The following is a 20,927-nucleotide window of genomic DNA, read 5'->3' as shown; positions in this document are numbered from 1 at the left end:
ATTGGCTTTTTATAAAACTTAAACCGCCTTTTTGCCATTTCAGCGACATTTGAGTTCATGAGGTGTATAATTTCCCGAAATTTTATTATTAGGGGTAAAAAATGGCAGTAAATATCTACTATGACAAAGATTGTGATCTTAGCCTCATACAAAGTAAAAAAGTCGCTATCGTCGGCTTTGGCTCGCAAGGACACGCGCACGCGGAAAATTTACGCGACAGCGGCGTAAAGGTCGTGATCGGTCTCGCAAAAGGCGGTAAAAGCTGGGCAAAGGCCGAGGCTAAGGGCTTTGATGTAAAGATCGTCAGCGAAGCTACGAAAGACGCTGATGTCGTTATGATCCTCACACCAGACGAGCTTCAGTCTGAAATTTACAAAAAAGAGATCGAGCCAAATTTAAAAGACGGTGCAGCTATTGCGTTTGGTCACGGCTTTAACGTGCATTTTGGTCAGATCAAAGCTCCTAAAAATATAGACGTCATCATGATCGCTCCAAAAGCGCCCGGACACACCGTCAGGAGCGAATTCGTCCGCGGTGGCGGCATCCCTGATCTCATCGCCGTCGAGCAAGATGCCAGCGGGCAGGCCAAGCAAATCGCTCTAAGCTATGCAAGCGCGATAGGCGGGGGCAGAACCGGTATCATCGAGACTACTTTTAAAGACGAGACCGAGACCGATCTTTTTGGCGAGCAAGCTGTGCTTTGCGGTGGGCTTTGCGCTCTTGTGAATGCAGGATTTGAGACGCTAGTTGAGGCCGGATATGAGCCGGAGATGGCGTATTTTGAGTGCCTCCATGAGCTAAAACTCATCGTCGATCTCATGTATCAAGGTGGCATGGCTGACATGCGCTACTCTATCTCAAACACCGCAGAATACGGCGACTACGTGAGCGGCGGACGTGTCGTAGGCGAAGAGAGCAAAAGAGCGATGAAAGAGATTTTAAAAGAGATACAAAACGGCAAATTTGCAAAAGACTTCATACTTGAAAGAAAAGCCGGATATGTGAGGATGAACGCAGAGCGCGGCATCGCGGAGCGTTCGCTACTAAATCAAACCGGTAAAAAACTACGCGCGATGATGCCTTGGATAAGTGCCGGCAAACTCGTAGATCAAAACAAAAACTAAAATTTTGAGCGAAAAAAAAGCTACGAAAAAGCGCCCTTCAAAGCCTAAAAAAGGGCGCTCTTTAAATAAAATTTATGCAGGTGTAACGTTACTTGCCGTTCTTTTGGTGATGACGCTTACAGTAGCCTTAAATAGCGTAAATAAAAACACTCCGCAAGTCCATACGACACCTCAAATCGTGCAAAATACGCATGAAAATAAAGCGGCTCCAGTAACAAAAAGCGCTCCTACTGTCAAAAAGGAGTATGAGAGGCGAAAATATCCGCTAAAATTTGACGAGGATGAAAATTTAAGCCAAATTTTTGCAAATTCCAAGAAAAAGGACGAATTCTCCGTCTCAAAAGAGAAAAAGCAAGAACATAAAAACGCCGAAAAAGAGCCCGTAAAAGCTGTAACCGAGCAAAAATCGGAGCAAAACGACACTAAAAATTTACTAGCGAATTTACCAAGCGCTATCGCTCAAAGTAGCGTCAAAAAGGATAAAAACGAGACTATCGTTTTTGAGGCAAACGTATCTGCTAAAACCGAGCTAAACGCAAGCGTCGCGCCGATTTTGCAAAAAGATGAAAACAAAACTTTGCCCAAGGCTTCATCCACTCCTTTAAAAACGCAACATGATCAAGGTTTATTAGCCGGCAAATCCGAAAAACCGGAGCTAAAGCCACAAAAACCGGAACCTAAAAAACAAGGTAAACAGAGCAAAAGACAAGAATTTAGCCCCGCTCCTTACGTGCCGACTAAAAAATTTAGCGGCAAGCCAAAGCTAGTCATAATAATCGACGACGTGGCAACGTATGAGCATGCGAGCATGATCCGCTCGACCGGGCTGAAGCTCACTCCGTCGATATTTCCTATGACTAAAGATCATCCAAATACCCCAAATATCGCAAGAGGGTTTGAATTTCACATGATACACTTGCCTATGCAGGCAAAGCACTTTGATCACCCCGAGATCGGTACTCTAAACACGAACGACAGCTTTGAGAGCATACTAAAAAGGATACGAAAGATACGCGCCGACTTCCCTCGCGCAGTCTATATGAATAATCACACCGGATCGAAATTTACGAGCGATTATGACGCGATGGATAAGGCTTACAGGGCGTTCATAAGCGAGAAATTCATCTTTATGGATAGCAAGACTATCGGTCATACCGTAGTCGCCGAGGTCGCCAGAAAATACTCTCAGCCATACATCTCGCGCGATATATTCTTAGACGACGATCCGTCTCGCTCTGGAGTGCGCAGACAGCTCGTAAATGCCGTAGAGCTGGCTAAAAAACGCTCTTACGCGATAGCTATCGGGCATCCAAAGAAAAACACCATAGACATCATCAAAGAGAGCAAGGACACGATCTTGCGTGATGTCGATGTCGTTTATCTAAAAGAAATTTTATGAAATTTTTAGCCAAAGACGAGCTACCTTCTGGCTTGTTGCGTCTTGAAAATACACCAAAAGGACTCTATGCGATCGGCGATGTCTCGCTTTTAAATCTACCAAAGGTCGCAGTCGTAGGCTCTAGAAAGGCTAGCGTTTATACCAAAGAGTGTGTGAGAGATCTTTGCACGAGGCTAAAAAACGTTGGTGTTTGCGTCGTGAGCGGCGGAGCTATCGGAGTGGATATCGCTGCACATAAGGCTGCGATGCCCCTTACTATCGGCATCTTCGCAAGCGGCCTTGACATCATCTACCCGCCCTCAAATGCAAAATTTATAAAAGAAATCTACGAAAATTCCTTAGCCCTTAGCGAATACGAAAACGGCGAGCCGCCGCTTGCTTATAGATTTTTAGAGCGCAACCGCATAGTAGTGGCGCTTTGTGAGGCGCTAGTCGTAGCTCAGGCCGACGTCAAAAGCGGCTCGATGCAAAGTGCGAGACTGGCCGGAGAGCTTGGCGTACCGGTGTTCGTCCTACCTCAGCGCATCAACGAAAGCGGTGGTACGAATAAGCTTTTAAGCGAAGGCAAAGCCACACTGATAAGCGACTACGACGAGTTTGCGGCGAAATTTGGCGATGTAAAATTTGCACCTTCAAGCGATGAAATTTTAGAATTTTGCAAAAACGGAGCGAGCTTGGACGATGCCTTATCGAAATTTGGCGATAAAATCTACGAATACGAGCTTCTTGGCAAGCTTGAGATATCGAATTTAAGAGTAAAATCCCTATGAGCGAAAAATTTATGGCTATAGATGTTGGGCTAAAACGAATAGGCGTGGCTTTTGGCACGGGTAGCATCGTCATACCTCAAGAGCCGATTTTAAGGAAAAATCGCAACCAAGCAGCCCGCGAAGTAAGCGCTAGAGTGCAAGGATACGGCGTAGATACGCTCGTCGTCGGAGTGCCAAAGGGTGGCGGTAGCGAAGAGGAGATGCGCCGCAGGATCGAGCATTTCGTATCGCTGCTTGAGACCTCGGCCAAGATAGTCTATCAAGACGAGGCGTTTAGTAGCCTTGAAGCGAGTGAAATTTACACCGATGCCAAGCGCGACGGTAGGCTTGATAGCGTAGCTGCGATGCTGATTTTGAAGCGATATTTGGGCATTGCTTAGGCTAAATTTATCAAAGATCGGTTTGATCGTCAAGAAGAGCCGCTATCCGCGTTTCGCGCCCAGCTTCACAGCGTAGCACATATCAAGTACCGCCCTTAGCACGTCGTAGGTGTATGGCTGTCTTAAAATGATGACTTCGCCTGCGTTTTTACCGAAATTTTCATCATCCTCGCATATCGCGACGATGCAAAAATTTTTAAGCTTTTTAAATTTCAAAAGCTCCTCGAATTCCGCCTCGTCGTTTAAAAAAGCCTTGCTGATAAAGACGATATCCGGCTTAAAAATAGCGTCTGTGACGTGTCTTTTTAGGCTTTGGTAGTCGCTTGTAGGTCTTACGTTTATGCCTACGAATTTTAGCTGATTTGAGAGGATGTGAAAGCCCGCCTCGTTCTCGTATGCGATGACGGCGCTATATTTTTTGATCACCTCGTTTTGAAGCTCGAGGCTGTTTTTGCCTCTGAAATTTCCCGCCAGTGTAGCTTTGATTTGTAGTAAAAATTCATTGCTTTTTGGCATCTCGATGCTGGCCTCGGCCGCCAGTGCGCACTCTTTGGCCTTGTTTAAGAGTCGCTCGTCTGTTTGGTTCGGGGTTTTGTCACATCTGATAGTCACGTTGAAATGTATCTGCGAGCTGCTGTAATTAACAAGCTTGAATCCAATCAAGATTTTGGCTTTGGTTTGCGAATATAAGAAAATTTTGGTCAAATTTTCGATAGCTTTTATCGTGTTCGTCGCGTCTATATCGTATCTGCGAGGATAGGACGGATCATAGTCGAAGATGACGGCGTTCGAGCTTTCTTTGGCGTCTTTGTAGATTGCGTCTAAAAAGAAATTTATTAGCTCTAAAAAGTCGATATTTTGACGTCTCATAGCACAAGCATCCCGTCGCCATAGGAGTAAAAGCGATATCTCTCCTCTATCGCCGTTTTGTAGATTCGCATCGTCTCATCAAGGCCTATGAAGCTAGTAACTAGCATGATGAGCGTCGATTTTGGCAGGTGGAAATTCGTCAGTAGGTAGTTTTGGCGGATCGGCGGGTTATTTAGATTTAAAAACAGCTTGCAAAAGCCGCTGGCGTTTTTGCTCCTTGCAAACTCCTCCACGCACCTAGTCACCGTCGTTCCGACGCCTAAAATTTTTTTATCGCTGTCTATCAGCTCTTGCGTATCTTGCGGGATCTCGTAAAATTCCGAGTGCATGACGTGGCTCCTGATATCCTCGCACTCGACACCCTTAAATGTCCCAGCACCCACGTGAAGCGTCAGATACGCACTCTTGTGCTTTGCCTTTATACGTTTAAGCATATCCTCGCTAAAGTGTAGGCTCGCAGTAGGAGCCGCGACTGCACCGCTATTAGCGGCGAAAATACTTTGATACCAGCTCTCGTCCTCTTTTTTGTCGGCTCTTTTTATGTATGGCGGAAGCGGGACGTGTCCGATCTTTTCAAGCTCTTTAAAAAGCATCGCAGTGTCTAATGGCACGCCATTTTTGCTAAATTTCACTATCCTGGTACCGTCGCTGTTTAGCTCTAAAATTTCAGCACTCACGCCATCTGCAAATTCTAAAATTTTGCCCGCGCTCACACGTCCTTTGACGTAGCAGCTGAATTTCGCATCGCCAAGAGGCTGGTTTAGCATCACTTCACAGGCACCGCCACTTTGTTTATGGCCTAAAATGCGTGCTTTTATGACCTTAGTATCGTTAAAAACGACCGCAGTGTCCTTAGGGATGAGCTCGCATAAGTCTTTAAATTTTAGATGCTCTATCTTGCCAGTTTGGCGAAAATACACGAGCAGTCGCGCCTGCTCTTTAGGCAGCACGGGCTCGTTGGCTATCAGCTCTTTAGGCAGGTCGTAGTCGTAGCTTGAGATGTCGTTTATGTCTTTATTCGTCTGCATCTTGCGCGTCAGGCTCGCTCTCGTCCTTTTGGCTGGCGGATTTGGCGATGAGGATAGAAAGTCCGTAAAGTCCTAGTAGCGGCACAGCCATCAAAAACTGACTGAGTACGTCAGGAGGCGTCACGATGGCTGAAAACGTAAATATGACGACCACGGCGTATCTGAAGTATTTTTTAAGTATCAAATCATCGATAAGCCCGATCTTTGCTAGAAAAAAGGTGATGACCGGAAGCTCGAAAGATATACCAAACGCGATCAAAATTTTAGTGAAAAAGCCGACGTATTCGCCTATGCTCGGCATCGCTGTAAAGAGCTGTCCGCCAAAATTTATGAGAAATTGAAAACCAAGCGGCACGACCACATAGTAGCAAAATGCAGCCCCGCAGATAAACATAAATGTAGCCGAGATGACAAAGGGGATGACATATTTTTTCTCATTTTCGTAAAGTCCCGGCGCGACAAAGAGCCAAAACTGCCAAAATATCACGGGCAAAGCCAGTATCAGCCCTGCGAAAAAAGCGACCTTCATCGCGGTAAAAAACGGCTCTTGCACCTGTGTAAATACGATATTTGAGCCCGCCGGTAAGGCTTGTTTCAGCGGAGCGGTCATCCATGCGAGCAAAGGGTTCCAAAACAAAAAGCACAGACCAAAGCAGACAATGACGGCAAAAATGCTGATTGCAAGCCTCTTTCTAAGCTCTACCAGATGTGGTTTCAACTCTTCAAACATCACGCCTCTTTTTGTGGTTTGGTATCTGAATTTTCATCGGCATTTTCGCCCAGCACCGCGTCTTTTATGGCATTTGTAGGATTTTTGATCGTATCGACGCTTTTTTTGATGTCGCTAACGGCGTCATTTAGACCGCCGGTGACTTCATTCACACCCTTTTTGAGCTCATCTAGCTCCTCAAAAGTGAGCTTTTTACGCACGCTTTGAGTCGTTTGCGTGATACTTTCTTTGTATTTTCTGGCATCCTCTTTTAACTCGGCGATCTTCATCTCTTGATCGAAGGTCGATTTGGCGTCGTTTATGCCCTTTTTAAACATTTTAAAAAATTTTGCTATCTGCACCATCGCTTCAGGCAGCTTGTCAGGACCTAGGACCAATATCGCGACGACGGCGATTATCAGTATCTCCGAGAAACTCATACCAAACATTTTTTGTCCCTAAATTTATATTAAGCTCGCTATTTTAACTTTACTTTGCTCAAAATTTAATAAATTTAACCGTTTATAAACAAAGCGATCTCGTCGGCAAGGAGGAAATTTTTGACGAAATACATGCCGCGCTCAAATTTCAGTTTACGCGATCTCTTTAAAATTTCAGCCCTTTGCCTTTGTTGCGGCGTCAGCCTGCGCTCATCTATGCCCACACAGCTTCTAGCGCCCAAAAATACATGCTCCATCCTTAGCTCGTCATCGTTTAAGATCTCTATCTCGCGATGCTTTGGCGAGGCGATGTAGCGGGCCAAGTCTTTTTGCGCGTAGTATCTTGCACCTCTCATGAAACCCACGGAGTATGCCCCCGCGCCGATATACTCTTTGCCTTGCCAGTAGCCTAGATTGTGCTTGCAAGGCTTTCCGAAATTTGAAACCTCATATTGCTTTAATCCTATATTTTCTATTTGCTTCATCATAAATTTAGCCAATGCGGCGCTATCGTTTCTAAGCTCAAATTTACGCTCAAAGGGCGTATTTTCCTCAAGCGTGAGCGAATAAGCGCTCGCATGCGTGACGCCTAAATTTTTTAAAGCGAGTGCCTCTTGTGCCAAGCGTTTTTTGTTGTCAAGCTTCGTAGCGTAGATGAGATCTATGTTTATGTTTCTAAAGCCTGCGTTTTTGGCGTTTTGCACGGCTTTGTAGATTTGCGTGCAGTTGTGCGCTCTGCCAAGCAGCTCAAGCTTATCGTCAAAAAAGCTTTGTGCTCCAAAGCTGATGCGATTTACACCTAAATTTCGCATCTCCTTGAGCCATCTTAAATTTGCGGAATTTGGATTTGCCTCGCTGGTTATCTCTGTTTTATCGTTGCAAAAGGACGAAATTTCAGCGAAAATTTTCTTGTAGAATTTCGCACTCACCGCACTTGGCGTGCCTCCGCCTATAAAGACGCTACTAAATTTTGAAATTTTGAATTTATCTATTTGAAATTTTATATCCGTCAAAAGAGCATCAAAATATCCGCCCGTGAGCGCTTGAGCGTTTGTGACCGAGCCAAAAGCGCAGTAAGGGCATTTGCTCTCGCAAAAAGGGATGTGGATATAAAGCAGCAAATTCTCTCTTTTTTATGTTTTTGGCATTGTAGCCAAAATAAATTTAGGCGATGTTTTAATTAGGCATTTGTTTCTAGAATATGGCACCATAGCGTGGTCAAATCTTATGAAGCGACGCTATCGCCGCCGATTTTTTACTTCGCTATCGCTCGTAACGAGACTACGCTACGAGGTAGGGAAGCTATAAAGCTGACTGCCAAAATCGTACTACATGTTCGGCTATTCGCCCCCACACAAACACTGTTCGCGTCTGCGTCAGGTCGCTCTTGGAGCGAGTAAGATTTACAAAGCGCTCGTTTATCACTTTATAAAGCAGGGCCTAAATTTAAAGCCGAATATAAAGTCTTTTAGGCTAAAATCAGCAAAATTTTTATTTAGATAGGCGGGCGAAGGTGCAAAAAAAATATAGGCCAAATGTTGCAGCTGTTATCCTTGCAAGCTCGTATCCCTTCAAATGCGAAATTTTCGTCGCGCGCAGAGTAGATCTCAGCGATGTTTGGCAGTTTCCTCAAGGCGGCATAGACGAGGGCGAGAGCCCTAAAGAGGCGCTATTAAGGGAGCTTGAAGAAGAGATAGGCACGGGCAAAGTGAAAGTGCTGGACGAGTATCCGCAGTGGCTGAGCTATGATTTTCCAAGCGGAGCGGCTAAAAAGATGTATCCTTTCGACGGGCAGACGCAAAAGTATTTTTTAGTGCGCCTAGATGCCGATGCGAGGATAAATTTAAAGACGAAGCATCCTGAATTTGACGACTATAAATTCGTGGATGTCAAAAACGTGCTTGACGGGATAAATCACTTCAAAAAGCCGATTTACGTTAAGGTTTTAAGTTATTTTAAAGAGAAAGGATTTTTCTAATGCTGATCGTTCAAAAATTTGGCGGAACTAGCGTGGGAACACTCGAGCGCATAGATGCGGTAGCACAGCGTGTCATCGAGACTAAAAATAGCGGCGCCGACGTCGTCGTGGTCGTCTCTGCGATGAGTGGCGTGACGAACCAGCTCGTGGAGTATTCTGAGTATTTTGGCAAGCACCCGGACCCGGTAGCTACCGATATGCTGCTAAGCTCGGGCGAGCAAGTGACTACGGCGCTTCTTACGATAGCTCTAAATGCAAAAGGCTATCCTTGTGTGGCTCTTACGGGCGCGATGGCAGGCATAGCGACTGATGACGTGCATACTAAAGCTCGCATCGAAGCCATAGATACGACGCGTATGAAAGAGGAGCTAAAAGCGGGTAGGATCGTCGTGGTAGCCGGCTTTCAGGGCATAGACGCTCACGGCGATATAACGACGCTTGGACGAGGTGGTAGCGACCTTAGCGCAGTCGCGATAGCCGGGGCTCTAAACGCTGATCTATGTGAAATTTTCACCGATGTAGACGGCGTTTATACGACCGATCCGCGGATAGAAAAAAGAGCCAAAAAGCTTGAAAAAGTGAGCTACGACGAGATGCTCGAGCTGGCAAGTGCAGGGGCTAAGGTCTTGCAAAATCGCTCGGTAGAGCTGGCAAAAAAACTAAACGTGAAGCTTGTAACTAGAAGCAGTTTCAATCACAACGAAGGCACACTCATAGTAAAGGAAGAGGATATGGAAGCAGTTTTGGTAAGCGGCATAGCGCTGGATAAAAATCAAGCAAGAGTAACGCTAAGAGGCGTAGTGGATAAACCGGGCATCGCAGCTGAAATTTTCACCGCTCTTGCAAAGAAAAACATAAACGTAGATATGATAATACAAAACGTAGGGCACGACGGCACGACAAATTTAGGCTTTACAGTGCCTCAAAACGAGCTGGAGCTCGCAAAAGAGACTATGCAAAAGCTCTCTGCGGCCAGAAACGTGGAGTATGACGATGCGATAGTGAAGGTATCAGTCGTTGGCGTAGGCATGAAAAGTCACAGCGGCGTAGCATGTCTTGCGTTTGAGACCCTGGCCAAAGAGGGGATAAATATCCAAATGATCTCGACCAGCGAGATAAAAATTTCGATGATAGTCGATCAAAAATATGGCGAGCTGGCTGTTCGCGTACTTCATGAAGCCTATAAGCTAGATAAATAATGCAGGACTTCATAAAATGGACGCTTGAGGCGATCAGAGAGGAAAAATCGCTGATGAGCTGGATGGAGGAGCGCCGCGTAGAGTGGACGCCTCTGCTTGCTTCTAGGCTTAAATTTTTGCTTGAGGGTCGCACCTTTATAGTCATAACCGATGACGAGCGCTCGTGGTTTGAGAGCTATTTGCTAAAAAAGATAAACCGCGCCTCAAACGCTCGCCCGCTACTGCCTTTCGTCAGTCTAAGAGCGCTATATCCCGCGCTTGATGAGATAAACTCCAAAGAGCAAATTTTACTGCTTCAAGATATGCTAAGCCTCGCGTTTCCAAACGGATATGTCTATTTTTACATCGGTAAAAGCATAGACAAGCGCGCCGCGATAGCAAAATCAGCCGAGAGCAGCTATATGTGGCTCTTTGACGAGCAGGCTCAAAACAGCTTCACGCTAAATTCCGGCGATGAAAATTTAGACGTCAAGTTGCTGACGCTATTTAAGCTCTTTGACAAGAGCATAGACGCGGTCTTGTTTGCTAAGGTCATCTTGTAGATGTATAGTAAAATCGTCATCACAAACGATTTTGAGACATTAAAAAAAGAGCTTGAAGCCGAATTTGGCGTCAAAAATTTGAGATTTTTCATATATGACGAGTTTATGATAGAAAACGCACGCGATGTGATGTCTGAGGCCTATATCGCCGAGATCAGCGAAAAGCTACTCGTCATAATGGCTAAAAGCTACCGCATCGAGGCTCAAAATGCACTTCTTAAAATCATCGAAGAGCCGCCTAGAAACGTGCAGTTTTTGATCGCGGCAAATAGCAAAAACCTACTGCTTGCTACCATCAGATCGCGTCTGGTGCTGGAAAACAGACTCACCAAAACCGCTCGCATGAGCGTGAATTTAAACCTAAAAAGCCTAAGCCTCAAAGAAATTTCAAATTTCATAGACGAGTGCGTAGAGAGCGAGCGCGCCGATAAACTCGGCAAAAACGAGCTAAAAGAGCTCATCGCCGCGATAGTCTTAAAAGCCTGCGAGGCGGGATATAAATTTAGCGTGGACGAGCTTGGATACTTTTACGATCTCGTGCGCTTGGCCGATCTAAATTCAAAGTCTCACTCTCTTTTGACCCCGCTTTTACTCACTATTTTTGAAAAAGGACGCTCTTGAAATTTTATAGGATAAACGAAAATTCGGACTTTGACGCCATTTGTAAGCGCATAGCCCCAAGCGTTGGCGGGCTGAAGCTGATGTCTAAAAAATCTCACATAAATTTTATCTTTATAGATGACATCGGCTCTCCGGCGGCAAATATCCTAAAGCAAGACGCGCTAAGTGCGGGGGCCGAGCTGGTTACGAACAAAGATACGATATTTGGGCGTGAGGAGCGAAGCAGCGCACTTTTGATGGGCACGGACGCGCAGTTTGAAATTTTAAGTAAAAAAGAAAAGATGCAGGATTTTGGCTTGAAAAATTTGGCTGATTTTTTAAACCAAAATTTTAAAAAACCGCGCGAGGCGCAGATAATGGGCGTCCTAAACATCAACGAAGATAGCTTCAATGCCGCAAGCCGCGTAGATGCTAAAAACGCCGTATCGAGGATCGAGGCGATGATAGAAGAAGGGGCTTGCTACATCGATATCGGCGGAGTGAGCTCCAGGCCAGGCAGCGAGTATTGCGGCCGTGAGGAGGAGTTTAGGCGCATAGAGCGCGTCGTAGCTGAAATTTACCGCCTGAATTTACACGAAAAAGCGAAATTTAGCCTCGATAGCTTTGATGAGTACTGCCTAGAATACGCGCTAGATCACGGCTTTGCTATGATAAACGACATCACGGCAAACGTAAATTTAGCCTCCTTAGCGGCACGCTACGACGCGGAATTTTGCATGATGCATATGCAAAACGACCCTAAAACGATGCAGCTAGCGCCGCATTATGAGGATCTGCTGGGCGAGATGGACGCCTTTTTTGCGGACAAGATCGCAAAGGCGAGCGAGCTTGGGGCTAAAAAGCTCGTGCTTGATGTTGGTATCGGCTTTGGAAAAACGGCAGAGCAAAATTTGCTACTTATCAAGCATTTGGGGCATTTCTTGCACTTTGGCTATCCGCTTTTAGTAGGCGCGAGCAGGAAGTCCGTGATAAATTTTTACAGCCCAAGCGAGGTGAGCCAGCGACTGCCGGGTAGCCTTTATCTACATCTAAAGGCTCACGAAAACGGCGCGACGATCGTCCGCACGCACGACGTGGCGGAGCATGCGCAGATGTTTGCGCTACAAAATGCGATGAACGAGGTAAATTTATGGAAGTGAGCGATAAAATCTGCCAAGAGGTTCGCGGTTTTATCGACGAATTTCAAAAAGACGGCTTTAGATCGCCAAATCTTTATGACAAATTTTACGAGCTCGTGAAAGACGAAGCCAAAATTTACGCATTTTGCGACGAATTTTTACGACGAATTCCAAGTAGCGCGACTATATTCAACGACGCTTTGAGCTATCTAAATTTAGAGGATTTTGCCGCACTCATAAAAACGGCAGTGGAAATTTTGCAGGTGGAATTCGACTCGGCAAACGCTCAAAAAAGGCAGTGCAAATTTAACGAAAACGCCGAGAAGGTCATCGCAAAAGCCAGCCTTGAGTGCGAGTGGCTGCTGCACCCGTATTTGGAGCAAATCTACAAGCTAAAACCAAACGAGGGCACATACTACGAGAACTATCCGTGGCGAAATTTAAGCTTTGAGAACGCGCAAATTTACCGCGATATGCTGGTCTTTGGGGGTGCGGACACAGGCAAGCTCTTTGAGTGTCTGGTAGCCACGGGAGATGAGCGAAATGTCAAATTTGCCTACGAATACGCGCTTGCGAACGATATTTTTGAGAAAAAGGACGGCGCAGCAGAGTATCTAGCGTGGTATCTGCAAGACTTTGGCTTTATGCTTGAGTGCGGCCAGATCAAAAGCTACTACTCAAACAGCGTGTCTCACATCATCTTTCCAAAAGGCTATTTTACCGCCCAGCGCCATATCTGGCTGCGAAAAGACCTGCATCCTACGTGGAATTTACCCGCTGGCAACGAGCGATATAAATTTGGCGGCGTGCTAGAAGATGACGAGAATGACCCGCTTTGCCACATCATCACCTTTGAGGGACTACCGGTGGGGCTTGGCGTCACGGGACTAAAGAGTCTGACGCTGGGCGCACATCTAAATCAAATAAACGAGGGCGGCTTGTGCTTTTACCGTCACGACGAGCAAGGCTATCCGCACCTCATCGGCGAGAGAGCACAGATAAGGTGCGCCGTAGACGAACCAATAGCCCCGTGCGAGGTCTCGCTCGCAGTTACGCCAAAAAGATGGCAAAAGCAAGACTGGGGCATGGCAAACAGCAGAGAAAATCTCTTTCGCATAGGCGGTGAGCCTTGCTGGATACAAAGTGCCGATGTGCCGACATGCCCAGTCAGCGGTAAGAAAATGCGGTTTTTGATGCAGCTTGACTCAGAGCTTGGCTGCACGGATGGTGGCGAAATGCTCTTTGGAAGCGGCGGAATCTGCTATGTGTTTTGGTGTGACGAGAGCAAGACGAGTGCATTTTTTATGCAATGTACTTAAGAGCTTGCCGTGCTTGACATGAGCAGTGCCAAACGCAAGCCTGAAAAATGAAGAGCGTAGCGATCTGCGACAGATTAAGTAAGCGAACGCAAACGACTGATACAAACAGCACCTAAGAGTAAAAGAAAACGATTTTAAACCGACATTTAGCAACGCATCGCTATTTTATGTCGTAATCAAACAGGATAGAAAATGGAAAATTTTATGCGAATCGATTCAAAAGAGAGCTATGAAAATGCGGTGGCTACGCTAAATGCGTGGGCGAAGGCCTATTACGACGACGACGCGCCGATAGCCAGCGACGAGGAGTACGACGCTCTTTACCACGAGGTCCTGGCCTACGAGCAGGTAAATCCCGCCCAAAAATCGCTATTCTCGCCGACTACCAGGATAGGCGGAGGCGTCAGCGAAGGCTTTAGCAAGGCTAGGCACATCAAGCAGATGTGGAGCATGGAGGATATTTTTAGCCAGTTGGAGCTTGTCGCGTGGCTAAAACGCGGTGAGAAGCAAAATTTAAGCTTTGTAGCCGAGCCGAAATTTGACGGAGCGAGCCTAAATTTACTCTATGAAAAGGGCATGCTGGTAAGGGCCATAACGCGCGGAGACGGCATCACGGGCGAAGAGGTCACGCAAAACGCTCGCGTGATAAAGTCTATCCCGCTAAACATCTCTTACGATGGCCGCATCGAGATCCGCGGCGAGGTCGTCATAAAAAAGGCCGATTTTGACGCGATAAACGAGGAGCGCACGCGAAACGGCGAGACCCTGCTCTCAAACCCTAGAAATGCGGCTGCAGGCAGCTTGAGGCAGCTAGATAGCGCCGTGACAGCCAAAAGAAAGCTACTTTTCATCCCTTGGGGCGTGGGCGAGCAAAATTTAGGGCTTGCCAAGCATAGCGAAGTGATGAAATTCGTACGCGATCTTGGCTTTTATAGGGATGATTTTTTTAAAATTTTGGACGCCGACGGTCTGGCGGGCGCTTATAACGAGCTTCTTAAACAGCGCGACGAAAAGGACGTGATGATGGACGGCATGGTGATCCGCGTGGACGATCTGGCGCGCTGCGAGGAGCTGGGCTACACGGTGAAATTCCCAAAATTTATGGTCGCGTTTAAATTCCCCGCGATCGAAAAAACCACTAGGCTGCTTGACGTGGCACTTCAGGTAGGCAGAAGCGGCGTCGTGACGCCTGTTGGCGTGCTTGATGAGGTCATCATCGACGGAGCGCGTGTAAAATCGGCCACTTTGCATAACTTTGACGAGATCGAGCGCCTTGGCGTGATGAAAAACGATCTTATAAGCATCATCCGCTCAGGAGACGTGATACCAAAGATAACAAGCGTCTTTAAAGAGCGTAGAGACGGCACGCAAACGCCAATAATACGGCCAAAATTTTGCCCCGAGTGCGGCTCGCATCTGCTTGACGAGGGCGTTTTCATCAAGTGTCAAAATCTAAACTGCCGCGCTCGCGTGATAAACTCGATCATACATTACGCCTCCAAAAAATGCCTAAACATCGACGGGCTGGGCGAGGCGATCATAAATTTACTCTATGAAAAAGGGCTGATATCTCGCGTTATCGATATATATTCACTAAAATTTGAAGATCTGATGGCGCTTGAAGGCTTTAAAGACAAAAAGGCGCAAAACCTGCTTGACGCGATAGAGGCGAGCAAGGGCGCGAGCCTAGCGCGCTTCATCACCGGGCTTGGCTGCGAGCATATCGGCGAGGTGGCGGCTAAAAAGATCGCGCAAAATTTTGGCGAGGGCTGGCTAGAGGCCGACTTTGACGAGGTGAAAGATCTAGAAGGCTTTGGCGAGGAGATGGCAAATAGCTTGATGGATTTTATAGAGGTCAATAAAGATGAAATTTTGGCCCTGCAAAGTATCGTTCGTCCGAGCTTTGAGCGCAAGCAGATCACGCAAAACGCCTTTAGTGGCAAAAGCGTCGTGATAACGGGCACGCTAAGCCGACCAAGAGACGAGATCAAAGCCGAGCTTGAGGGCTACGGCGCAAAGGTAGCAGGCTCGGTCTCTAAAAAAACGGACTTCGTACTGGCAGGAAGCGACGCCGGAAGCAAACTGCAAAAAGCCGTAGAGCTTGGCATTCGCGTGATAGATGAGGGCGAGTTTGAGAGGCTGAAGCTTGAGATTTGACATTTACGCTGCAAATGTGCTAAACATAAGTAGGAATAAGGCCGCCGAGCTCATAAAGGCCGGCAAGATTATGCTAGATTCTAAAATTTGCGACAAGCCAAGCTTTGAGTGCGAGAGCCACAGCCACGACGTCGCGCTGCTTGATGAGATTTATGTCGGGCGAGGGGCGATGAAGCTAAAGAGCTTTTTAGACGGGCAAAATTTTGAAATTTCAGGCAAAGATGCGCTTGACATCGGTTCAAGCACCGGCGGCTTCATGCAGATTTTGTTGCAAAATGGCGCAAACAGCGTCGTTGGCGTCGACGTGGGCAGTGATCAGCTAGATGAGAAGCTGCGAAGCGATACGCGAGTAGAAATTTATGAAAACACGGACATCAGGGAGTTTGCCGCCACGGCGGGCTTTGAGCTCATCACCTGCGACGTGGCGTTCATCTCGGTCATCGAAATTTTAGATGCGATCTGCAAAAACGCAAAGAGCGGCGCGCTTATCATCGTGCTGTTTAAGCCGCAGTTTGAGGTCGGCAAAGAGGCTAAACGCAACAAAAAAGGCGTCGTGACCGATAAAGCGGCGGTGGCTCTAGCCAGACGTAAATTTGAGCTGGCCGCCGCGCAAAAAGAGCTGGTGCAGATAGCCTGCAAAGAGTGCAAGATCAAAGGAAAGGAAGGCAATGCCGAATTTTTCTACGCTTTTAACAAAAGATAACATAACCGCCGTTGCGATCGGGCATTTTGACGGCGTTCATCGCGGACACAAGCAACTTTTAAAGCAGCTGGGCGAATACGGCGGCCTGGTCGTCATCGACAAAAATAAGGCCAACATCACCCCGGGGCTAAAACGTGCCGAGTACTCGAACTATCCTTGCTTTTTTTATGATTTTGAGAGCATAAAGGGGCTTAGCGGTGAGGAATTCATCGCGCTTTTGAAGCGGGATTTTAAAAATTTAAAAAAGATCGTCGTGGGGTATGATTTTCGTTTCGGACGGAACAGGGCGTGGGACAAGCACGATCTAAAGCGCCTCTTTGACGGCGAAGTGGTCGTAGTCGATGAGGTATGCTTCAACTGCATGGGCGTGCATAGCTCGGCTATCAGAGAGCTCATCAAACAAGGCGACGTCAGCGGCGCTAACCGCCTCATCGGGCGCGAATACTCGATAGAAGGCGACGTGATAAGCGGGCAGGGGCTTGGCTCAAAAGAGCTCGTACCGACGCTAAATTTAGACGTAAAAAGCTATCTTTTGCCAAAAAGCGGCGTCTATGCCACACGCACGCGTATAGGCTACGCGACCTACGGCTCGGTCACCTTCATAGGCAACCGCGTCAGCACGGACGGTAAATTCAGCGTCGAGACGCACGTTTTAGACGAGATAGACGTTAGTGCGTCGCATGTCGCCGTTTGCTTCATAAAGCGGCTTCGCGATAATATGAAATTTGAAAATTTAAACGAGCTTAAAGCCAGGATCGAGCTTGATATCAAAGAGGCTCGCACGATGGTGGGGGTTTGCGAGCTATACGGCAGCGAAGGGCCTTGCAAATGAGAGATGAAATTTTTAAAGAGCCGATAAAAAAGCAGTTTGAATTTGACGACTTTGTGGTGAGCGTATTTGACGATATGATAGGGCGCAGCGTGCCGTTTTATGACGTCAGCGGTAAGCTCGTGAGTGAAATTTTGGCTAAAATTTTACCTGCTAAAGCTCACGTGATCGATCTTGGCTGCTCGACTGCTACAAGCTTGCTTTTACTAAATCAGCTAAGAGATGATCTCGTGCTAGAGGGCGTGGATAGCTCGAGCGCGATGATAGAAAACGCCCGTAAAAAGGCAAAGGCGTATGGAGCTAAGATAAAATTTAGCGTCGGTGACGTACTTGAGAGCCAAATATGCCAAATGGATGCCGTGATGATGAACTATACGCTTCAGTTTATCCGCCCGCCAAAGCGTGCGCAGCTGGTAAAGAGCATATACGACGGACTAAACGAGGGCGGAGTTTTCGTCTTTAGCGAAAAGATCATCTATGAGGATAAGAAATTTGCCAAAAATATGATCGAAATCTATGAAAACTACAAGGAAAAACAGGGCTACTCGCGCTACGAGATCGCGCAAAAAAGAGAGGCACTGGAAAACGTGCTCATCCCTTACACCGAGGAGGAAAACCGCACGCTTGCCTTGGGTGCGGGATTTAAGCACGTGGAGAGCGTGTTTAAATGGGGAAATTTCATGACGTTTTTAGCGTTTAAGTGAAAATTTGAGCTTTTATGAAGTGCTGATTTGTAAAATTTGGCTCTGTTTTAACGAAGCGTCGGTATCTTAAACGAACGTTTCGTAAATTTTTAATCGTTCCAGGAGCTACCTAGCGGACGCGAGAGCCGAGCAAGAAAGGATCAAAATGCAAGAGCATGAAAATGCTAAATTTATCTACGAGCAGTGGCACGAAAGAGCCAAAAGTAGGGACGTGGATGCGCTTTTGGAGCTTTATAGCCAGGACGCGGTATTTGAAAGCCCGCTAGTCATGGCTATACTGGATGACAAAAAAGATGGAATTTTACGTGGCAAGGCCGAGATAAGGCGATTTTTAGAGGCCGGGACGAAAAAGCGGCCAAACGAGCTCGTCAAATGGTATCGAAACGGCAAATTCCTAACTGACGGGAGCCTCCTCGTTTGGGAGTATCCTAGGCAGACTCCTGATGGCGAACAGATCGATATTTTGGAGCTTATGGAGCTAAAGGGGCGATCGATCGTTTATCACAGGATATATTGGGGATTTAAGGGTTGTATGCAGATAGCCGGGTCTTTAGTGAAAAATTCTTAAATGATGTATAGCAAAAGACCTTGTAAGTCTCTTGCTATTTTGGGATTAAAATTTAACCTCCGCTGAAAGCATAAACGTCCTACTTTCACCAAGGTGGAAAGTGTTGTTGCGATTTGCTATACTGTCGTTGCTAAACATCATCGCGTAGTAGTATTTTTCGTTAAATAGATTGTTGATGTTAAATCTTAGCGTCGTTTGCTTGCCTAAAAGTGCCTTGCTGACATATCTCACACCGATGTCGGTCGTGAAAAAGCTAGGCGTTTTTTGTGTGTTGGCATCATCGATATACATCCCGCTCTCGTAGTGGAAATTTGTGCTGAATGCGAGCTTGTCGGTATTTGGCACGACATAGTCAAAGAGTAAATTTACCTGCGTCTTTGGCACGCCGATCACGTTTTTGCCCTCGGCTGCGGCTAGCTGAGCGTGTTTTAGCTTGTTGTTCATCATCGTGATACCGCCAAATAGACTCAAATTTTGCACGAGTTTGCCACCTGCAGTCAGCTCAAGCCCTCTGTTTCGCTGCTCGCCTTGCACGCTAAACGAGCCGTTTCGCAGATACGCGATAGGCCGTTTCATATCAAATATCGCCGCCGAGACGTCAAGCTCGTCAAACCTGCCTTTGACGCCAAATTCGTATTGTTTGCTCCTATATGGATCTAGCGTCGTGTTCGTGACACTGTTGTATGCGGGCTGTTGGAGGCTGTCAGCGTATGTGAGATAGAGGCTTAAATTTTGGGTTGGTCTATAAACTAGGCTCGCACCATGGCTAAGCCCTGATTTATCGACGTTTTTCTTTTTTGCACCGCTCGTGGCGACTGAGGTGTTGTCAAACCAGACGTTTGAGAGGCTTAAAATAAGGCTAAATTTATCGTTTATCCTGATATTATCGAGCACCGCGATATTTCTCATATCGATGATCTGCGTCTTGTGCAGTCCGCCGCCCTTTTTAGCCGAACTAGAATTTACAACGATAGGGCTATTTATATTGCCTGTTGCGATGGTCGCGGAGGTCGAGCTTTTATTGTAAGCGCTATAAGTCGTCTTGTAGCCATTTGCCTGCACGCCTAGGTCGTGGTTGAGCCCAAAGGTATCAAAATTTGTCGTCGCCTTGGCAAACGCGCTTTTTATATCCACGCGGTAAATCGCCGTATTTGGCATACCGCCGTCGTGTTTTTGCGAGTACTCGCCGTTATTGCCCGTGATGATATTTGTCACGCGAAATATATCGCGGTCGTTTCTATGCAGTCCAAATCCGCCCTCGAAATACCAGCGATCGCTCGGGGCGTATTTTAGTTTGAGGCTTAAATTTTTACTAAATAAATTCACACCGGCAAATTTTTGTCCAAGCCCCGGCGTTTTGCTATCAAGCGGATCTGGAAGCCTCCACTTCGCCTTGCCGGTAGCCCCGTCTATCGGCAAGGCGATGCCGCCTGCAAAGCCGCGCATATGGTGCTCGTAGTAGCTACCGGCAGTCTCTATCGTCACAGACTCGCTTGGGTAAAATTCAAGCACCATACTAGCAAGCCTACGTTGGAGATTGCTATCCTTTGCCTGCTTTGCCCCGTCACTCGTGTAAAATACGCCGCGGTAGCCGATATATTCAAATTTATCCGAGCTGTCAAGCCCGATGCCAAAATTTGCGCGAGAAGCATAGTCCGCCCAGATCGCGTGCTGTGAATTTACGGGATGTTTTAAGGTATAGCTGAAATTTCCGCTTGGAGCTTGTCCGCCGTAAAGCGAGCCGATGAGACCGCTTTGCACCTGCAAGCTCTCAAACATTATCATCGGCATCGCCGTCGTAGAAGCCACGTAAAAGCCGTCCCAGAAGTGATTTCCCACGATACCGCCTGCAAAGCCGCGAGTTTGATTACGTCCGAGCGCGCCGTCGCCTTGGATATTCATCGATGGGAAAAATTTTGCCGTATCCTCGACGCCAAGCGCACCTTGATTTGACATCATCTCTTTTGTGATCGTGTTGATCTGATATGGGACGTCCTGCACCTTTGTGCCGGCAAATAGCCCGTTTTGGACATTTTTATTTAGCATACCTTCGCCCACGCCGCTTTCAGAGATATTATCGCCGACGCTATTTACCTCCACGCCTTCTAGCGTTACCTTTTCGGTAGCACTCAACTCCTGAGCCAACATCAAACAAGCCGCTACGCTTAGAAAATACCCCGTTTTCATATTTACCCCTTAAATATAAAATTTTAATCTAGTCTTTCTAAAATACCGCTACTTCGTTATTTTATAAATATTTAAAAATAATTTTATCTTTTTAAGGGTAAAAAAGTACTGAATAAATCTTAAAGGCTCTATTCTAATAAAGTACTGTTTTAGCTTTCACAAAGCGAAGCCAAACCTTGTGAAGCGACGCTATCGCCGCCGCTCTGCTCGCAGTTGCGAGTATAACGAAGCAAAAAATCAGTGAAGCTATAAAGCTGAACGCAATTTTCGTGCTATATGTTC

Annotated in this window: 21 protein-coding genes; 15 read left to right on the top strand and 6 right to left on the bottom strand. The window is 46.7% G+C overall.

The window, feature by feature from the left end; genetic code table 11:
- The first annotated feature begins 101 nt into the window (after window positions 1-101).
- From ilvC to ruvX, 4 genes are read left to right on the top strand one after another with little or no spacing between them, the layout of a single operon-like run.
- Window positions 102-1,124, top strand: a complete 1,023-nt coding sequence (ilvC, locus tag HMPREF1139_RS03650; protein ID WP_009650272.1) for a ketol-acid reductoisomerase — start codon at window positions 102-104, stop codon at window positions 1,122-1,124.
- 4 nt (window positions 1,125-1,128) lie between these two features.
- Window positions 1,129-2,523 (top strand): divergent polysaccharide deacetylase family protein, encoded by a 1,395-nt coding sequence (locus HMPREF1139_RS03645; RefSeq protein ID WP_009649999.1) that lies wholly within the window; start codon window positions 1,129-1,131, stop codon window positions 2,521-2,523.
- Complete coding sequence (gene dprA, locus HMPREF1139_RS03640; protein ID WP_009650323.1) at window positions 2,520-3,293, top strand: DNA-processing protein DprA; 774 nt, start codon at window positions 2,520-2,522, stop codon at window positions 3,291-3,293. Before HMPREF1139_RS03645 ends, dprA begins: the two co-directional genes overlap by 4 nt.
- The gene (gene ruvX, locus HMPREF1139_RS03635; protein ID WP_009650187.1) at window positions 3,290-3,673 is read left to right on the top strand and encodes a Holliday junction resolvase RuvX; all 384 of its coding nucleotides are present in this window, start codon (window positions 3,290-3,292) and stop codon (window positions 3,671-3,673) included. The genes dprA and ruvX overlap by 4 nt, the downstream gene beginning before the upstream one ends.
- A gap of 42 nt (window positions 3,674-3,715) precedes the next feature.
- On the opposite strand, the gene HMPREF1139_RS03630 is transcribed toward ruvX, so the two are convergent.
- From HMPREF1139_RS03630 to hemW, 5 genes are all read right to left on the bottom strand, one after another.
- Window positions 3,716-4,543 (bottom strand): hypothetical protein, encoded by an 828-nt coding sequence (locus HMPREF1139_RS03630; protein ID WP_009650038.1) that lies wholly within the window; start codon window positions 4,541-4,543, stop codon window positions 3,716-3,718.
- Window positions 4,540-5,571, bottom strand: coding sequence for a tRNA preQ1(34) S-adenosylmethionine ribosyltransferase-isomerase QueA (gene queA / locus HMPREF1139_RS03625; protein WP_009650009.1), 1,032 nt, complete (start codon window positions 5,569-5,571; stop codon window positions 4,540-4,542). Before queA ends, HMPREF1139_RS03630 begins: the two co-directional genes overlap by 4 nt.
- Window positions 5,558-6,301, bottom strand: coding sequence for a twin-arginine translocase subunit TatC (gene tatC / locus HMPREF1139_RS03620; RefSeq protein WP_009650365.1), 744 nt, complete (start codon window positions 6,299-6,301; stop codon window positions 5,558-5,560). The genes queA and tatC overlap by 14 nt, the downstream gene beginning before the upstream one ends.
- A complete protein-coding gene (tatB, locus tag HMPREF1139_RS03615) occupies window positions 6,301-6,729 on the bottom strand; it encodes a Sec-independent protein translocase protein TatB (protein ID WP_009649969.1) in 429 nt (142 codons plus the stop codon). Before tatB ends, tatC begins: the two co-directional genes overlap by 1 nt.
- A gap of 65 nt (window positions 6,730-6,794) precedes the next feature.
- Window positions 6,795-7,841, bottom strand: coding sequence for a radical SAM family heme chaperone HemW (gene hemW / locus HMPREF1139_RS03610; protein ID WP_009650293.1), 1,047 nt, complete (start codon window positions 7,839-7,841; stop codon window positions 6,795-6,797).
- A 392-nt stretch (window positions 7,842-8,233) separates the two neighbouring features.
- Between hemW and HMPREF1139_RS03605 the strand changes: the two genes are divergently transcribed.
- The 11 genes from HMPREF1139_RS03605 to HMPREF1139_RS03555 all read left to right on the top strand — a co-directional run bounded on the left by HMPREF1139_RS03605 (window position 8,234) and on the right by HMPREF1139_RS03555 (window position 18,458).
- Window positions 8,234-8,698: an RNA pyrophosphohydrolase gene (locus tag HMPREF1139_RS03605; protein WP_009650266.1), complete on the top strand. Its 465-nt coding sequence runs from the start codon at window positions 8,234-8,236 to the stop codon at window positions 8,696-8,698.
- Window positions 8,698-9,897 carry an aspartate kinase gene (locus tag HMPREF1139_RS03600; protein WP_009649931.1) on the top strand — a complete coding sequence of 400 codons (1,200 nt, stop codon included), beginning with the start codon at window positions 8,698-8,700 and terminating at the stop codon, window positions 9,895-9,897. Before HMPREF1139_RS03605 ends, HMPREF1139_RS03600 begins: the two co-directional genes overlap by 1 nt.
- Window positions 9,897-10,439 carry a HobA family DNA replication regulator gene (locus tag HMPREF1139_RS03595; RefSeq protein ID WP_009650262.1) on the top strand — a complete coding sequence of 181 codons (543 nt, stop codon included), beginning with the start codon at window positions 9,897-9,899 and terminating at the stop codon, window positions 10,437-10,439. Before HMPREF1139_RS03600 ends, HMPREF1139_RS03595 begins: the two co-directional genes overlap by 1 nt.
- Entirely contained in the window at window positions 10,440-11,060 is a 621-nt protein-coding gene (locus HMPREF1139_RS03590; RefSeq protein ID WP_009650202.1) for a DNA polymerase III subunit delta', read from the top strand. It begins immediately after the preceding gene.
- The gene (gene folP / locus HMPREF1139_RS03585) at window positions 11,057-12,199 is read left to right on the top strand and encodes a dihydropteroate synthase (protein WP_009650106.1); all 1,143 of its coding nucleotides are present in this window, start codon (window positions 11,057-11,059) and stop codon (window positions 12,197-12,199) included. The genes HMPREF1139_RS03590 and folP overlap by 4 nt, the downstream gene beginning before the upstream one ends.
- Entirely contained in the window at window positions 12,190-13,497 is a 1,308-nt protein-coding gene (locus HMPREF1139_RS03580; RefSeq protein ID WP_009650049.1) for a hypothetical protein, read from the top strand. The genes folP and HMPREF1139_RS03580 overlap by 10 nt, the downstream gene beginning before the upstream one ends.
- Before the next feature lie 192 nt (window positions 13,498-13,689).
- Complete coding sequence (gene ligA, locus HMPREF1139_RS03575; RefSeq protein WP_009649935.1) at window positions 13,690-15,654, top strand: NAD-dependent DNA ligase LigA; 1,965 nt, start codon at window positions 13,690-13,692, stop codon at window positions 15,652-15,654.
- A complete protein-coding gene (gene tlyA / locus HMPREF1139_RS03570; protein WP_009650073.1) occupies window positions 15,644-16,357 on the top strand; it encodes a 23S rRNA (cytidine-2'-O)-methyltransferase TlyA in 714 nt (237 codons plus the stop codon). Before ligA ends, tlyA begins: the two co-directional genes overlap by 11 nt.
- A complete protein-coding gene (locus HMPREF1139_RS03565) occupies window positions 16,323-17,189 on the top strand; it encodes a bifunctional riboflavin kinase/FAD synthetase (protein WP_009650142.1) in 867 nt (288 codons plus the stop codon). The genes tlyA and HMPREF1139_RS03565 overlap by 35 nt, the downstream gene beginning before the upstream one ends.
- Window positions 17,186-17,890, top strand: coding sequence for a carboxy-S-adenosyl-L-methionine synthase CmoA (gene cmoA, locus HMPREF1139_RS03560; protein WP_009650098.1), 705 nt, complete (start codon window positions 17,186-17,188; stop codon window positions 17,888-17,890). The genes HMPREF1139_RS03565 and cmoA overlap by 4 nt, the downstream gene beginning before the upstream one ends.
- A gap of 145 nt (window positions 17,891-18,035) precedes the next feature.
- Window positions 18,036-18,458, top strand: a complete 423-nt coding sequence (locus HMPREF1139_RS03555; RefSeq protein WP_009650299.1) for a nuclear transport factor 2 family protein — start codon at window positions 18,036-18,038, stop codon at window positions 18,456-18,458.
- A gap of 45 nt (window positions 18,459-18,503) precedes the next feature.
- On the opposite strand, the gene HMPREF1139_RS03550 is transcribed toward HMPREF1139_RS03555, so the two are convergent.
- The gene (locus tag HMPREF1139_RS03550; protein WP_009650324.1) at window positions 18,504-20,645 is read right to left on the bottom strand and encodes a TonB-dependent receptor; all 2,142 of its coding nucleotides are present in this window, start codon (window positions 20,643-20,645) and stop codon (window positions 18,504-18,506) included.
- Between the last annotated feature and the right edge of the window lie 282 nt (window positions 20,646-20,927).

It is taken from the genome of Campylobacter sp. FOBRC14, assembly GCF_000287855.1.
In the GTDB taxonomy this organism is placed as follows: domain Bacteria; phylum Campylobacterota; class Campylobacteria; order Campylobacterales; family Campylobacteraceae; genus Campylobacter_A; species Campylobacter_A curvus.
The sequence above is the reverse complement of the archived record's forward strand: the minus strand, read 5'-3'. Positions and strand labels throughout refer to the sequence as shown.